Origin of the sequence: Brevibacterium sp. FAM 27836 (assembly GCF_051351055.1) — a bacterium.
In the GTDB taxonomy this organism is placed as follows: domain Bacteria; phylum Actinomycetota; class Actinomycetes; order Actinomycetales; family Brevibacteriaceae; genus Brevibacterium.
The window spans coordinates 539,793-555,616 of the sequence record NZ_CP195711.1 but is presented as its reverse complement, the minus strand read 5'-3'; the positions used below and the strand labels follow the sequence as shown (position 1 = coordinate 555,616).

Sequence of the window (15,824 nt, the reverse complement as noted above, 5' to 3'; positions counted from 1 at the left end):
GGATTTTCAGACACGGCGAGTCGCTGCTCAGATAGGCGTCGAGGTCTTCCGATGATGGAAGTTCTCACACCGTCCATCCGAAAGACCTCGACGTGGCCAAGCCTACTTTCTCGACGCCTGACCTCACGACCTTCTGCAGACTCAATGACCTCGATCTGACCTGCACCGGCCAACACATCACCGGGCACAAAGCCATTCTGGAATGCCGTCCAAACACTGCTGATGACTGGTGCCGACGATGTGGTGGTCACGGGATCGTTCGCGATACCGTCGTCCGCCAGCTGGCCCACGAACCTTTCGGCCACCGACCAACCACGCTTCACATTCGCCTCCGCCGTTACAAGTGCGTCGAGTGTGGCCGCGTCTGGCGTCAAGACACCACAGCTGCGGCGCCACCACGAGCGAAGATCTCGCGAACCGGCCTCGACTGGGCGTTGCGTGCTCTCGTGATCGATCACGACACCGTGTCCGTCATCGCTGCGAAACTCGCCGTGTCCTGGCACACCGCGAACTCCGCCGTCCTCGCCGAAGGTCAGCGGTTGTTGATCAACGACCCGACCCGTTTCGACGGGGTCAGCGTCATTGGTGTCGACGAGCATGTATGGCGGCACACCCGGCGTGGTGACAAGTACGTCACCGTCATCATCGACCTCACCCCGATCAGCGAGGGAACAGGCTCGGCACGTCTGCTCGACATGGTGGCTGGCCGTTCGAAGCAGGTGTTCAAACAATGGTTGAAAGACCGACCGAAAGAATGGCGTGAGGGCATCGACGTCGTCGCGATGGACGGATTCTCCGGCTTCAAAACAGCCTCAGCTGAGGAGCTGCCCGACGCTGTCGAAGTCATGGACCCCTTCCACGTCGTCAAACTCGCCGGTGATGCCCTCGACGAGGTACGTCGCCGAGTTCAGCAGGAGACAACCGGCCATCGCGGACGAGCAAAGGACCCGTTGTACCGGGCAAGAAGAACTCTTCACACGGGCAGCAGCTTACTCACGACCAAGCAGCAGGAAAGAATCGCGAACCTCTTCGCTGACCCGAACTTCACCGAAGTCGAAGTCACCTGGGCCGTCTACCAAGACATTGTCAGCGCTTACCGAACCGCGGACCGCAAAGAGGGCAAGAGACTCTTGCAAACGGTCATCGACGCCCTGACAACGAATCTGCCACCCGAACTTGTCGAGCTCAAACGGTTAGGACGAACGTTGAAGCGTCGAGCTGCTGATGTGCTCGCATTCTTCACCCGACCGGGAACGTCGAACGGTCCCACTGAAGCGATCAACGGCAGACTCGAGCATCTACGCGGGTCCGCGCTGGGATTCCGCAACCTCACGCATTACATCGCGAGGTGTCTGCTCGAGTCCGGTGGCTTCAGACCGGTTCTACACTCTCAATTACGATGAGCCCCTAATCGATGAGAGTGGCCACGCCCATGACTTTGTGTTTTCTGGGAGTGGCGCACAGAAGCAGAGACGGGCTGTTATGGCTGGAATCCAGCCGCTGTACTGGCTGGATTCTGGAGCTGAACCGGCCTACTTAAAGTTGATCACACACACCGAACCACGACGCCGTTGCTCAGGATCCGTTGATCATCGACATCGATGCCAGTCTCGTCACCTCACACAGCGAGAAAGAAAACGCGAAACCCACCTACAAGAAAGGATTTGGATTTCATCCCTTGCTCGCCTTCATCGACCACGGCGACTGTGGCACCGGTGAGCCTGTGGCCCAGTTGCTGCGTCCTGGCAACGCGGGATCGAACACCGCTGCTGATCACATCAAGTTGGTCAAACTCATCCTCGACCAATTACCCGGCAGCAATCCTCGTCCGGGTAAGAGCGTCCTCATCCGTACCGACACCGCTGGTGGCACCCATGACTTCGTTGAGTTCCTCACGAAGCGACGTCTGTCGTACTCGGTGGGCTGGAGGCTTCCCGGCAACACTCCCGAACTGTATCGGCAACTGTCGGAACTCGGTGCTTGGGAGCCGGCCTATGACACCAACGGCGATCCCCGCGAGGGTGCTGATGTGGCCGAGTTGACAGGGGTGCTCGACCTGGCCGACTGGCCGGAAGGAATGCGAGTCATTGTCCGCCGTGAGCGTCCTCATCCGGGTGCACAGTTGCGCTTTGATGATGTCGACGGGTACCGGGTCACCGCGTTCGTCACGAACACGAAGAGCGGGCAGTTGGCGGACCTGGAAGTCCGCCACCGATCCAGGGCTCGTTGTGAGGATCGGATCCGCATCGCCAAGGACTCCGGGTTACGCAACTTCCCGCTGAAGGGATTCGATCAGAACCAGATCTGGTTAGCTGTTGTCGCTTTGGCTGGAGAGATCGAGGCGTGGAAGTCGTTGCTGGCGTTTCCGACCCACGAGATCCGCCGGTGGGAACCAAAGAAGCTGCGGATGCACGTCTACGCGGTCCCGGCGACGATCGCGAGGACAGCCAGGCGGGCCGTGGTGCATATGAAGGCGACTGCCCGTTGGGCCGGGGTCATCGTTGCTGGTCTCGACCGGTTGCGGAGTCTGCCGCGGCCAGCCCCAGGATAGAGCCGTGGTGGCAGTGTTCGTTCGAGTTGAGGAAAGGGCTGGGGTTGGATCCCCGCAGGGCCGTGGCGACACACGGTGGTCGTGTCATGCTCGAATGGCAGAATCAGTGTCGGTACGCGGCAACGGAGCCGGAATCATGGGCAACCAGCTACCCATGAAAAATCGAGGTTAACAAAGTGGATCGCCCCGAGTTCAGTGGAGAGCTCTTGACGGTACGCCAGCCACCTCTGGCCGACTGATTTCAGTATAGTAGTGATCCTCGAACTGCACTGGAGCAAGGTCTTTACAGTACGAATGCGGGCGGGTGTTGTTATACCAATGCACCCACTCCAAAGTCGCGAATTCCACAGCATCGCGACCAGTCCACGGACCTTCGCGCCACACCACCTCTTTCTTAAATAGTTTGTTTAACGCTTCAGCTGCGGCATTATCATAAGAATCACCCGTCGAGCCGACCGAGGCTTCTATCCCGGCTTCACGTAGTCGCTCTGTGTAAGCAAGAGAAACATACTGGCTTCCCTTGTCTGAATGGTGAATTAGCTGATTGATATTACGGTTCTTTCGTCTCCTTTCCCATAAGGCGTGCTCCAGGGCATCCAGCGCCAAATCGGTCCGCAGCGTCGTATCGACTCGCCACCCGACAATCATGCGGGAAAACAAATCCATGACGAACGCGACATAGGCGAAACCACTCCACGTCGAAACATACGTAATGTCAGCGACCCAGCGGGTATCTGGAGCATCGGCGGTGAAGTCCCGGCACACAAGGTCGCTCGGGTACGAGGCGGTCTTGGACTGCCATGTCGTAGTCGCCGACCGGGCATTGCTCACCCCTGCCAGACCCAGGGCGCGCATGCGTCGTTCGACTGTGCACCTGGCGATCGGCTCGTCTGGATAGAGCCGGCGGAGCATGACCCACATTTTCCGTGCTCCGAATAATCCTCGATTCTTCGCATGCACTTTCTGAATCCGTTCATCCCACACGGCGTCAGTTTGTTTCCGTGCCGAGACCGGTCGAGACTTTCTGGCGTAATATGAACTCGCAGCGATCTGCACCCCGGTACCGGAAAGGACACGGCAGATCGGCTCGACTCCGAATTCGTCACGATTGTCATCGATGAAACCATCGATATCCGTCAGCGGCGGTCGAGCTCCGCCTGGGCAAAATACGCACTCGCTTTCCGCAAGATCTCATTCGCCCGGCGCAGTTCTCGGATTTCCTTTTCCAGATCTGTGATGCGTTGCTTGTCGTCAGTCGTCATTCCCGGCGTCTTTCCAGAATCAACATGATTGTGCTTCACCCAATTGCGGAGGGTGTTTTTGTTGATTCCGATCTGTTCACCGACCAGCCGACACGCGGTGCTCACGGCCAGGACCGGATCGTCGGTCAGCTTCTCGTTGACCATGCGCACGGCGCGGTCTCGGACTTCTGCAGGGTACTTACTTGGTGCGGGCATGTTCCTATCCTCTCGGTTGGATCAAGCCCTCCACCACACCCGGGGCGATCCAGAACAACCCGATCGAGCGGTTGAACCGAGAGATCAAACGTCGTGCTGATGTGGTCCAGATCTTTCCGAACCGGGAGTCGGTGACGAGGCTGATCGGGGCCGTGTTACAAGAGCAGCACGAGGAGTGGCAGTACGGTGAACGACGCTATTTGTCGGAGATCTCGATGCGCAAACTCATCACCGTGCTCAACGGAGATTCCAGCGCCGATCCTGTCGGGGTGGTGATGCCACTGACCGCGTGATCCGACGCTGGTCCCCACTGCTTACTACCAAGTCAAAGGAACTAGGAAAGAACACCACGAAAAGGGACTTGACCCTGTTCAGCGGGGCTGCTGAGGGTTTGGTCGGCTCCGAGACTCCGTCTTCCCGCGAACACCTTGTCAGTCTTTTATCTGTGGAACAGCTCCTGTCTGACCGGGAATAGTTGTCAGCGGAAGGGATAATGATCTCTTGCGGCTCCCAAACGCTTCTTCCGAGTCTTCGCTGTGGCCGAAACCATCACCTGGAACCCGTCGTGACACTGCACAACCACGAGTGAATAGTCGCTGGATCTCGAGGCCGTCGGTTGATGCCCATCGCAAGAGGCTCTTCCGATCGTCCACCTGACCCCGGTGTCTCTGGCGGTCACAGTGGTCCACGTCTGGATCGCCCCGTTATCTCTACACGATGTAGTTTGAGTGTTCGGGCGTTTGCCGTTAATGTGACTACTACGTGATGTAGATATAGGCAGGAGCGGCAGTGTTCGGTGATCCGGTAACGCAGTGGTGTTTCACCGTTGTGTTCCTCGTTCTCGGGCTCGACTCGACTATCCGAATGGTCATCGATCGCCGGCGTCCATTGCAGTCAGTCGGCCATGGTCTGCATCTTGCGATGTCAGTGGTCATGATGGCTATGGCTTGGCCGTGGTGGTCGGGTCTTCCCAGCGCTCCGCAGGTTGTGTTTTTCACCGTCGCTGCGGGATGGTTCGTGCTCATGCTCCTCGCACAGAGTTTGCGCCGGATGCCTCGCTGGTACGCGCATGGGCACAATCCCTGGCACCTGGTCATGCATGTAGTGATGATGCTGACCATGGTCTGGATGGTGGTATCTATGGCGGGTATGGGCCCATCGGCCCCGGGTCACGATCATTCGTCCCTGTCGTTGCCGATCGCGATCAGCGGGGTAGTCCTGACCGGGGGATTAATTGTCGCTGCGATGATCTGCCTCGTCGATTGCATGGAAAATCTGCGCGGCGATCGACGCAGCGGCGCGGAGGCGAGGGCATCCGGTGCCCAAACTCTCATGAACCTGGGCATGGCAGCGATGTGCCTGCCGATGCTTGTCGTATGAGCTCGCGCCAAAACAGGAGCGGGAAAACAAAAGGAGAAGAACAATGACGACAACCAACATGGACAAATCGATGCTCTCTCGAGTCAAACGGCCACTGGTGATGGGGGCGGCGGCAGCAGCTGGGGCTCTTGCACTCACCTTCAGCGGGGCAAGCGTAGCGAGTGCGCATGTGACGGTGGAGGCGGACACGACTGAGGCCGGCGCGTACTCGGTGCTGACGTTTAGTGTTCCGCATGGTTGCGATGGCTCGGCGACGGACAAGGTGGCCATCCAGGTGCCTGAGGGCATCGATGCGGTCACCCCCACTCGCAATCCCTACTATTCAGTGGACGTGAAGAACGAGAAGCTCGATACTCCGATCAAGGACAGCCACGGCAATGAAGTGAGCGAACGAACATCCGAAGTCGTCTACAAGGCCAAGACCCCTTTGCCTGATGACCAGCGTGACACCTTCGAACTCTCTCTCAAACTTCCTGACGACGCGGCGGGAAAGACACTGGACTTCCCCACAGTGCAAACTTGCGAGGAGGGTGAGACCGCGTGGGTTCAGACTCCCGCCGAGGGACAGGATGCAGATGAGCTCGAGGCGCCGGCTCCGCAGCTCACGGTCACCAAGCCCGGCGCTGATGACCCCGCCGGTGAGTCGGGGGTAGAGGCGGGTGCGGCAGGCAGCAGTGGTAGGCAGACTCCTCTGGTGATCACTTCTTTGGTCATCGGGTCGCTGGGACTGGTCGTCGCGATCATCGCTGTGGCCAGGGGTCGTAAGAAGGCATGAGTTCGAACGTTCACAGCAGCCGGCAGCGATCATGGGCAGTGCTTGTACGCGCATTGATCGCGTTCCTCTGTGGGGGTGTACTGGCCTTGTCGACGTCGGCCGACCCGGCGTCTGCCCATGCTGCTCTGCTTGAAACCTCGCCAGCTGAGGACGAGGTCCTGGACGCGGTGCCGGACTCGGCCGAACTGCGCTTTAACGAACCGGTCGAACTCATCGACGGTGCGATTCGTCTCTTTCCCAGCAGCGGCGACGTTCAGACTCTGGAGGCACAGACCCGTGATCACTCGGTCATTGTCGACCTTCCTCAGGAGCTGCCCGATGGCACCTATTCCCTTACGTATCGCATTGTGTCAGCTGATGGTCATCCCGTCGGCGGCGCGGTGACTTTCCACATCGGCGAGGAATCCGACTCGGCCCCGGCACCGACGACCCCCGATGCCGACTCCACACCAACGTCGACGGAAACGGCAGTCATTATTCTGACTGTGATGCAGTACCTCGGTCTGCTCACCTTTGCCGGATTGCTGTTCTTTGACGCGATGGTCCGCCGTTCACCCGCTCGCCCCGATCGCACGACCCGTCGGGTTGCCCGCTGGGGCATCGGCCTGGGTGTGATGGCATCGTTCCTGCTGATTCCCGTTTCGGCTCTGCGCATTACTGGTCAGGCTCTGACTTCGATTGTGGATCTGAGTTCATGGGTCTTAGGGATCCGGGTAGCACCGACGATCTTAGCGGCCGTTGTGTTGTTGGCCGGGTCCTTGGCACTGCTATTGTTCGGCCGACGCAGACGCTCAAGAGTCGCACCACGCGCGGCCGTCATCGTCGCAGCTGTCACAGTCGCCTCACCGGTGCTCGTTGGCCACTCCCAGACGATGGAACCCATCTGGCTCATGAGCGCCGCCGACATCGGGCATCTGCTTGCCGGATCCTTCTGGGTCGGAGGGGTTCTCGGACTGGTCCTGACTCTCAGGTCGATGAGCCCGCACCGGCCCGGGATCACCAGCGACGTTGATGCAGCGCTTGCGGTGGTGGAGCGGTTCTCTCGGTTCGCGCTCTATAGCGTGATCCTATTGGCCGCCAGTGGAACGCTCATGGCCGTCCTCATTTTCAGCGAGCCCAACAAGGTCATCACAACGGGCTACGGACGCACTCTGCTGATCAAACTCATCATTGTGGCAGCGATCATCACCGTGGCGGCCTGGAACCGAAAACGCATCCTGCCGTCCATCGCTACCGAACCACGATCGTATGAACGATGGGGGCATCTGTGTCAAACACTCAGTTACGAAGCCGCTCTGCTAATCGCGGTGATCTCGGTCACCGGGTTCCTCTCCAATTCCTCCCCAGATCATCAACATCAAGACCAGACTCAGCAAGAGTCGGTGGCCTCTGAAATCTCGTTCGGGGCTGAATCCCAGGGGCTTGTCATCGACGGGCAGGTGGATCCGGGGGCCACAGGAGCAAACACTTTCACATTCGATCTCACCTATAACGGTGAACCAGTCTCGAGCGATGACGTCGAGGTCTCTGCTCGACTGCCCGAGCAACAGCTTGGACCGTTGAGCACAACGCCCATGTTCGATTCGGAGACCGGTAAGTACACGGCTCAGCTGACTCTGCCGACGAGCGGCGACTGGGAGGTCCAGGTCAGTGCACGTGTCTCGAGATTCGAGCAGCCAATCGCCCTCGTTCCTGTCCGCATCAACTGACTTTTGGGCTGGTGGCCTGGGCTCTCCGGTTTTCGGGTTCGGACTCAGACCCTGACCGGTTCGGGGACGGTACGGTGGAATCTAGTTGGCCACCGCCGTAGCGTCATTCGTTCGGCACGCAGCTCCATCGAGGTGTCACCTGTCAGGTGGGAGTGGCGAACGAGAGCGTTGCCAAGATTTGCTGCACCAACTTGCTTTGCTGCAGCATCATCGGCAATCAACTCGATGAGCAGCTTCGTCGCTCGGCGCAATTCCGGCCCGGCGGAGAGGAACTGAGGCAGGCACGCAGCATTGATCTCAGCGATTCGTACTGCCCAGCCGTGCCTGTACCGAAGGTGAGCGCATTCATGGGCGATGACGGCACGCAGCTGAACTGTGGTGAGAGCTTCTTCCAAAGCAGTCGAGATCATGATCTCGTCCGGGCGCCCGGGAACGGCGAAAGCCAGGACTTCGGATGATTCGAATCGCACGAGAATGAACTGCCCTCGGTCTTCACGTGATTTTGCCACAGGAACAATCCTTCTGACTGTGTCACGGTGGGAGCTGATCAACGGTTCCGTGGAATCAGACACCAACGCAGCCACGGCCCCCACTATTGCGAGGCTCAACCACGAGATGAGGGTGAAAATGAGCTGCTGCGCTGGCGTCAACGCAGGCGAGGCCTCGAGGCCGATTGCTACGATCGCGATCACCGATCCCAGCGCCAAAGCACATCCAGTACCCACAGCAGACCACCATAGGGTCATCGCCAAACGGGGAAACCGAATCTGCCATGGGCTCAAAGCCAGGACAGAGGGCGTCGCAAAGAGCAGGAAACCTGCCCCGAGTACGCATCCGCACACCCACAGCACAGGCTATTTACGCTTTCGTGGTCGAGGACCGGCAATTGCGTTGCGCAACAGTTCAGCGTCCCTGGAGTCGAGGTTGCCTGCGAAACGCAACAGGGCTGATTCGCGATCGCTGGCCTCCTCGAGAGCGGAGAACATCGTCAGGCCCACATGCTCATCTTCTGAGTATGCTGCCCGGAAACGCACCTTCCGTTCCGAAACGACGATGCGAACTACCTGGGCCTTTTTCTCAAGTCGATCTAGTGCCGTCATTACCGTTGTATACGCCGGCGGATGGCCACTGGCCAGATGCTGGATTTCCTTGGCGCTGAGGCCCTCTGGGCGTGAGCGAAGGACCCGCATGACTTCTGCCTCGAGCTCGCCGGGACCCCGAGTCCGTTTTCCTACCATGAGCACCTCCACTCTAACTCTACAATATGTGGACCAACGGAGGCGCAGACTCGTTCGATACGGTCGTTGTGGTGGCAGGTGGCAAGGCCGCTCTTATGACACCATCGTGTCGTCAAGCGCTCCGTTGGATCCACGGCCAGGTACACGGATGGTGGAGTTGGTGCTTCCGGCAGTGGCACCTGAGATTCGCATTTCACATCATCTACTACAATGATACGTAGAATGAAGAAGCAGTCGCCACGGTCCCCTGCCGAAGCGGAGAAGGGCCACACAGCAATAAGAGCCACTCCTTTCGTGGTGGTGCCCGTGATCGTTGTCATCGCGACAACGGTCACGATTGCCACCGTGATCGGTGCGGGCACAGAATCATATACTTCGATCGCTCGTGAGTTTCCCGGCACTGCCGTCGTTGTGCTCGATGCGGTGTTGCGTTCGTTTCACGAAGTTTTCTCGGTCCTTTCACTCGGCTCGCTTGCCGCCGTGCTCATTTTCACCCCGCGAACCGCCCAATTGGGACGGACACGAACGACTGCCACCGCTCAGGCCCTGGTGCGGGCCTGCAGCGGGGTCTGGGCCACGGCGGTGCTCCTGCTCATTGTCGTCGACGGACTCAACACCACCGGGGTGTCTTTGACAGGCCTCGACAGCCCGGAACAATTGTGGTTTGCCTTGACCGGCACCTTCTACCCAGCGGCGTGGTTGATCGTCTTCGCAGCGGCGTTCACAGTCTTCTCGGTCTCCATCCTGTCGGAGTCCTGGGCTGCCTACGCTGTGAGCTTGTGGATAGGGATGATCGCGATCCTTGCCCCGGTCGTCATCTCACAGGTGCTCGTCGGACCGAACCATGACTTCGGAGAGGACGCGGCGATCATCCAAACACCCGTAGCGACAGTCGTCCTCGGGCTCCTGTTGGTCGGAGTGCTCCTCGACATAGGGCACCCGAGCGGAAGAATCATGCCGCAACTTTCATGCTCCCGACTCATGTGGGCCGGTCTGATCTCGATCGGGGGCACGGACGTCGTGATCTCGGTGTTCAAGCTCGCCGGCACCGCGTTGACCGACTCGATCACAGGTTGGCAGCTGACGACTCGCTGGATCGGCCTGCTCGTCGTTGCTCTGGGAATGTTGACAGCCTCCTCGACGCGCCCCCAGTGGGGTCGCCTCGGCGTCGTTGCCGGAGTCACGGTATGGGTGACAATGACAGCAGCCATGACCTTCATCCCTTCACCGAACTACTTCGCTCCCAACAGCATCGTCGCCGTCTTCCTCGGCTACACTCTCGACGCCGCCCCAGACCCGATAATCCTGCTCACACACTGGCGGATCAACTTGCTGCTGACCACCATTGCTGCCGTTGCGATGATCGGATACTGTCTCGGGGTGCGACGACTGCGACGTCGTGGCGATCACTGGCCGGTGTTACGGACGATCTGCTGGCTGATCGGTTGGTTGCTGACCATCGTGCTGATGGGGTCAGGGATCGGTAAATACTCTCCGGGTGACTTCGGTATCCACATGGTTGTGCATATGACGTTGAATATGCTCATCCCTTCCTTCCTCGTCGGAGCCGGACCGATCACGTTGTTGCTGCGAGCCTCCACTGGCACCGGTCCGCTCGGACACATGGTCCACGCCCGCGTGAATCAGGTGATCAATTCGCCTGGGCTGCGATTGCTGCTGCACCCCCTGTTCGTCTTCGTTGTCTACGTCGCCTCGTACTACGCCCTCTACCTCAGTCCGCTGTTCGGTGAGCTCATTCGCTATCACTGGGGGCACCAGCTGATGAACGTGCACTTCCTCATCGTCGGCTACATGTTCTTCTCGCTGGTCATCGGCGTCGATAAGCTCCCGTTCGAGCTTCCGCACATCGGCAGACTCGGCTATGTCATCGCTGCGATGCCCTTCCACGCCTTCTTCGGCATCGTGCTGATGATGACGAACACCCCTGTGGCCCAGAACTTCTATCGCACCCTCGACCTGCCCTGGCTCGATATCGCTGCCGAGCAGTACTTCGCCGGCGGCATCGCCTGGGCCGGGGGAGAGTTGCCTCTGTTGGGAGTGGTCATCGTCCTCGCCGTGCAGTGGACCCGACAGGACAAGCGGGATGCCAAGCGTTTCGATCGCCATGAGGACGCTGGCTTAAGCGATGAATTCGCGGCCTATAACGACATGCTGCGGCGGTTGGCAGAGCGAGACGGAGTCGCTGTTGCCGCGGATGCGACAAGCAGGTCTGAAAAGGAAGGGCTGAAATATAATGAGCAGTGACAGCGTGGTCCGACCGGAGGCCTCAAACCTACTCGAGCAGGTCGGCAATGGGATCGATATCGATATCACCGGGATGACATGCACAGCGTGTGCCCGCCGAGTCGAAAAATCGCTGAACACGATCGACGGCGCCACGGCATGGGTGAATTTCGCGACCGAACGGGCCCGAGTGACTGGACTCGATCATCCTGATGATGCACTGAAGGCGGTGAAAAAGGCCGGCTACGGTGCACAGATCCACAAGGCCGGCGACGACACATGGTCACAGCGAGCCGCCGAGGTGAGATTGAGTTCCCTTCGCTGGCGGCTCATCTTCGCCGCGATTCTCACCGTCCCGCTCATGGACGCCACCATCGCCCTGGCCTTGGTCGACACGTGGCGCTTCCCCGGTTGGGAGTGGGTCTGTATCGCCGTTGCCCTGCCGATTGTGACGTGGGCGGCGTGGCCGTTCCACCGGTCGGCGTGGAAGAACCTGCTGGGCCGGACAGCGAATATGGATACTCTCGTGTCCCTGGGCATCACTGCCGCATTCGGGTGGGCCGTAGTGACCGCGGCATTTGACTTCACCGGACCCGATGCGTGGTTGGGTTTCGGGCTCGTACCCGACGGTGCGGACGCTCTCTACCTCGATGTCGCCGCCGGAGTGACTACTTTCCAGCTGGCTGGCCGCTACTTCGAGACGCGATCGCGGCGGAAGGCCGGCGACCTGCTGGCCGCGCTCGGAGAACTCGCGCCGAAGACCGCTCGTGTCCGCGGTGACGACGGCGAATACGCTGAGACCCCTATTGAACTGGTCACACGCGGTGATGTCGTTCTCGTCCGTCCCGGCGAAACCGTACCTGTGGACGGAGCAGTCATCGACGGGCAGGCCGAACTCGATACGAGCAGCCTTACTGGCGAACCGGTGCCGACTCCTGTCGGGGCTGGGAGCCGGGCGGTTGGAGGGTCCTTTGCCACGAACGGGCAAATCCTCGTTGAGGCCGAGGCCGTCGGGGCCGATATGCAGCTGTCCCAGATTGCGACGATGGCGGAGAAAGCACAGTCGCAGAAGGCTTTGGTCGAAAGTCTGGTCGATCGCATCACTGCAGTATTCGTCCCCGTCGTACTCGTCTTAGCAGTCGGGACTCTGCTCGTCTGGTTGCTTCCACTCGGATACTCACCCTCACGGGCCATTGGTGTGGGCATCTCGGTGCTCATCATCGCCTGCCCCTGTGCACTCGGATTGGCGACGCCGACAGCGCTCATGGTCGGCATCGGCCGCGGTGCTCGTTTAGGCATCCTTGTCAAAGGTCATACAGCGCTTGAAGCCAGTGGAAACATCGACACGGTCATACTGGACAAAACTGGCACTGTGACCACCGGAACACTTGAAGTCGAGCAGACATGGTTCGCCGAGACCCACCGGCCAGACCTGCTGGACCGTATCGCCGCGCTTGAGTCCCGCTCGGAGCACCCAGTCGCCCGCGGCATCCTCGAATACGCCGACTCGGCAACCAATGCCACTGCTGCTGTGACAGTCGAACAGACGGAACCACCGATTGAAGTTAAGGATGTCCAGGTGTTGCCCGGCGTCGGCATCGAAGGCTTTGTTGGCGAGGCGACATTGTCAGTCATCAGCGCTGCTGCCGCCCTCGATCGACTGGAGCTCGATTCACAGCTCAGTGAATGGATCCGCGACCAAGAGGGAACGCAGCGCAGCGTCATCGTCATCATCGACGCTGGCACGCCGGTCGGGGCTCTGGCTTTACGCGACCAGGTCAAGTCTGACGCCGCCGCCAGTATCGAGCAGTTGCAGGCGCTTGGTCTGCGCACCGTCCTGCTCACCGGCGACAGTCGCGGACCGGCGGAGACAACAGCAGAGAGCATCGGTACCGATGAGGTTATTGCTGAGGTTATGCCGAATGATAAAGCAGACGTTGTGTCCGCATTGCAGGAGTCGGGCCACCGTGTGGCGATGGTCGGCGACGGGATCAACGATGCCTCAGCCTTGGCTGCGGCTGACCTTGGCATCGCTGTCGTCACCGGCTCGGACATCGCGATGAAGTCGGCCGATATCATTATCGTCCGTGACGATCTTGGGGCGATTGCCGAAGCGATCATGCTCTCCAGGAAGACCCTGCGTACGATCCGTGGGAACCTCGTCTGGGCGTTCGGTTACAACGTCTTAGCTATTCCGATCGCGATGTTCGGACTGCTGAACCCATTGATCTCGGCAGCGGCGATGGCAATGTCGTCGGTGTTCGTCGTCTACAACAGCCTGCGCCTGCAACGCGTGACACTGGAAGCCTGAGAGCCAGTCCGTGTGTCAGGCGACGAAGCCCCGACCAGATTCTGCTGCGAATGAACTGGTCTCGTTACCGAGACAGAACCCGACCCAGGTCTCGACTCCTGGATCCAAACTGAGATCCGGAGTGCTGCTTCTGCATCTCACCAGTCGAGTTTCGGGAAGAGAGAAGGGCGGTGCGCGACTTCGCCAGCCGCGCACCGCAGTCGTCAGTTTCCGAACCGGGCTAGCAAAGCGGTCACCGCATCCTTGCCTAACTGGTTAGCGGCCAAGGGACTGTCGCCGGTGAGCAGGTTGCGATCGCTGGTGGTCGTGCCTGCCATGTCGTCATTGATGATTTCGACGCCTTCTTTCTTCAGAGCCTCTCCCAGACGCCAGGGCATCTCACCGGGCAGGTAGCCGATGTCGAGGTTCGCTCCGAAGTCTAATGAGTCCGGGAAGGCGGTGATCTTGTGCCCCGAGAAGGGGTTGGAGTCGCGGCCGATGCTCCCGGCCAGGAGAGAGGCGGGGCCATGGCATAGGGTGATGATGAGTTTGTCGTTGTTCAGGAAGTGATCCAGTGCGGTCTGGACATCTTTGTCGAATGGGATGACGTTCATCGCGCCATGGCCACCTGGAATGAAGATGGCTGCGTATTCGTCCAGTCCACTTGAGATCACATTGGCCCTGAGTTGCACAGGTGACGAGCGTTTCGTGCCATTTGGAGGCTCTTCCGGTTTCAGAGTGCGTTGACCCGGGCCGATAGCTGCCCGGAGTGGAGCAGACAGCGCAGCACGTAGTGCTCGAAGTTCCTGAAGCCCAGACCAATGCCCCGCAGATGCTCGAGGCGTCCGTTGATCGCTTCGACCGGCCCATTCGACGCACCTCCACGGTCGAAGAACGCCAGCACCTGAGCCTGCTTCCGCCACAACGTCCTCCCCAGCTGAGCAAGCTCCTCAAGCCCTTTCGGCAGGCCTCTGCGCAGACTCTCGATCACTGCCTGCATGAGACGCCTGCCCGTCTTCCGATCGGGATGCTCGTACGCATCGATGACGTCCTGGTAGACCAGGTACGTCACTTCCAACGCGACGTGGTCATCATGCTCGGCCCACAACCGCTCCAGCCGGTCTGTTGCCCGCTTGTTCAGCAGGGATCGGCGGGTCAGCAGAGTCCGTCGCCCCCGGTACAGGAGATCCTTCTTCCGGCCACGATGTCCATGGATCTGTTGCTGCAAGCGTTGCCTGCAGGCAGTGAGCTTCTGCCCGGCCAGCTGCACGACGTGGAACGGGTCCATCACCGGCGTCGATTCCGGCAGCGACTCCATAGTCGCCGTGTGGTAGCCGGCGAACCCGTCCATCGTGACGACTTCGACTCCGGCACGGAATGCTGGGGAGCGCTCGTTCAGCCATGTGGTCACGACTCTGGCGGAGCGTCCAGCTTTCACATCCAGCAGACGTGCTCGACCGGTTCCGTCGATGAGCGGGGTCAGGTCGACGAAGATCGTCGCGAAAGAGTCTTCGCCTTGTCCGCGCACGTGTTTCTAGCAGTGCTCATCGATGCCCAGGACCCGGACGCCCGACAGATGGTCAGGATCTGCATAGACCAGCGACTTCGCCGCGTTGATGGCCAAGTGGTTGACGAGGTCCCAGCCGAGTCCGAGTGCCTTGCTGATCGCTTGGATGCTCATCTGATCGTGGATGAGGCGTTTGAGGATCCAGGTCGTGGCGCGTTTCGTGGTTTTCGCCCCGGGCTCGGCGGCTTCGAGTGGGTGCTGGAAGATCGAACGCCGGCACTGGGGGTGAACGCACTGATAGCGCGGCAGTCGTACGTGCAAACGGGTCGGGTGGCCGGTGATGGGAACGTCTGTCAGGTGACGGATGACGTGATCACGCAGTCGTCCTTCCGCCCCGCAGTCAGGGCAGAATCCCGCCGGTTCTCGTGGTGTGGCTTCGATGACGGTGACGTCGTCATCGGTGATGTGCGCGCCGGTGATGTGGATGCCGAGTTCGAGGGTGCGGCAGATGACATCGGCTACAGGACACGACTGGGCTGAGGAGGTAGATTGCATGGCAGGGCCTTGGGTGTGAGGGATCTTGGAGAATTTCCATCATCACCCAAGGCCCGCCTCTCATTCATCACCGACACACTGGGTGCAGAGACCCTGCTACGCACTCTGAAACCGGAAG

Annotated in this window: 10 protein-coding genes, 3 pseudogenes and 1 other annotated feature; of the genes and pseudogenes, 8 read left to right on the top strand and 5 right to left on the bottom strand. The window is 59.8% G+C overall.

The genetic code is table 11. The annotated features are described in order from the left end of the window. Positions 1 to 92: 92 nt before the first annotated feature. Together ACSE4D_RS02590 and ACSE4D_RS02585 are read left to right on the top strand one after the other, a co-directional pair. On the top strand, positions 93 to 1,403 hold the full coding sequence (locus ACSE4D_RS02590; protein WP_426936723.1) for an ISL3 family transposase: 1,311 nt from the start codon (positions 93 to 95) through the stop codon (positions 1,401 to 1,403). A 146-nt stretch (positions 1,404 to 1,549) separates the two neighbouring features. Further along, positions 1,550 to 2,551 (top strand): annotated as a pseudogene (locus ACSE4D_RS02585) (IS1380 family transposase); the annotation flags it as partial. A 192-nt stretch (positions 2,552 to 2,743) separates the two neighbouring features. Here the strand turns inward: ACSE4D_RS02585 and ACSE4D_RS02580 are convergent. Beyond that, a protein-coding gene (locus ACSE4D_RS02580) for an IS3 family transposase (RefSeq protein ID WP_135542703.1) occupies positions 2,744 to 4,008 on the bottom strand; the annotation gives its coding sequence in 2 pieces (ribosomal slippage) (positions 2,744 to 3,717 and positions 3,717 to 4,008; 1,266 coding nt in all). Further along, positions 3,593 to 3,724, bottom strand: a sequence feature (AL1L pseudoknot). (Overlaps the previous gene by 132 nt.) A 53-nt stretch (positions 4,009 to 4,061) precedes the next feature. Here ACSE4D_RS02580 and ACSE4D_RS02575 point away from each other — a divergent pair. From ACSE4D_RS02575 to ACSE4D_RS02560, 4 genes and pseudogenes are all read left to right on the top strand, one after another. Continuing rightward, positions 4,062 to 4,301: pseudogene (locus ACSE4D_RS02575) on the top strand (transposase); the annotation flags it as partial. A 496-nt stretch (positions 4,302 to 4,797) separates the two neighbouring features. Beyond that, positions 4,798 to 5,388, top strand: a complete 591-nt coding sequence (locus ACSE4D_RS02570; protein WP_426936504.1) for a DUF5134 domain-containing protein — start codon at positions 4,798 to 4,800, stop codon at positions 5,386 to 5,388. A 43-nt stretch (positions 5,389 to 5,431) separates the two neighbouring features. Next, positions 5,432 to 6,163: a YcnI family copper-binding membrane protein gene (locus ACSE4D_RS02565; RefSeq protein WP_135542699.1), complete on the top strand. Its 732-nt coding sequence runs from the start codon at positions 5,432 to 5,434 to the stop codon at positions 6,161 to 6,163. After that, a complete protein-coding gene (locus tag ACSE4D_RS02560) occupies positions 6,160 to 7,872 on the top strand; it encodes a copper resistance CopC/CopD family protein (protein WP_135542697.1) in 1,713 nt (570 codons plus the stop codon). Before ACSE4D_RS02565 ends, ACSE4D_RS02560 begins: the two co-directional genes overlap by 4 nt. A 44-nt stretch (positions 7,873 to 7,916) precedes the next feature. On the opposite strand, the gene ACSE4D_RS02555 is transcribed toward ACSE4D_RS02560, so the two are convergent. Together ACSE4D_RS02555 and ACSE4D_RS02550 are read right to left on the bottom strand one after the other, a co-directional pair. Continuing rightward, a complete protein-coding gene (locus ACSE4D_RS02555) occupies positions 7,917 to 8,618 on the bottom strand; it encodes a M56 family metallopeptidase (RefSeq protein ID WP_346763102.1) in 702 nt (233 codons plus the stop codon). A 108-nt stretch (positions 8,619 to 8,726) separates the two neighbouring features. Further along, on the bottom strand, positions 8,727 to 9,110 hold the full coding sequence (locus ACSE4D_RS02550) for a BlaI/MecI/CopY family transcriptional regulator (protein WP_135542707.1): 384 nt from the start codon (positions 9,108 to 9,110) through the stop codon (positions 8,727 to 8,729). 222 nt (positions 9,111 to 9,332) lie between these two features. Here ACSE4D_RS02550 and ACSE4D_RS02545 point away from each other — a divergent pair, with 222 nt between their 5' ends. Together ACSE4D_RS02545 and ACSE4D_RS02540 are read left to right on the top strand one after the other, a co-directional pair. Then, positions 9,333 to 11,375: a cytochrome c oxidase assembly protein gene (locus ACSE4D_RS02545; RefSeq protein ID WP_426936503.1), complete on the top strand. Its 2,043-nt coding sequence runs from the start codon at positions 9,333 to 9,335 to the stop codon at positions 11,373 to 11,375. After that, positions 11,365 to 13,665, top strand: coding sequence for a heavy metal translocating P-type ATPase (locus ACSE4D_RS02540; RefSeq protein ID WP_135542691.1), 2,301 nt, complete (start codon positions 11,365 to 11,367; stop codon positions 13,663 to 13,665). Before ACSE4D_RS02545 ends, ACSE4D_RS02540 begins: the two co-directional genes overlap by 11 nt. 203 nt (positions 13,666 to 13,868) lie before the next feature. Here ACSE4D_RS02540 and ACSE4D_RS02535 read toward each other — a convergent pair whose 3' ends face one another. Beyond that, on the bottom strand, positions 13,869 to 14,336 hold the full coding sequence (locus tag ACSE4D_RS02535) for a DJ-1/PfpI family protein (protein WP_240690148.1): 468 nt from the start codon (positions 14,334 to 14,336) through the stop codon (positions 13,869 to 13,871). A gap of 41 nt (positions 14,337 to 14,377) precedes the next feature. Further along, positions 14,378 to 15,706 (bottom strand): annotated as a pseudogene (locus ACSE4D_RS02530) (ISL3 family transposase). Positions 15,707 to 15,824 lie beyond the last annotated feature (118 nt).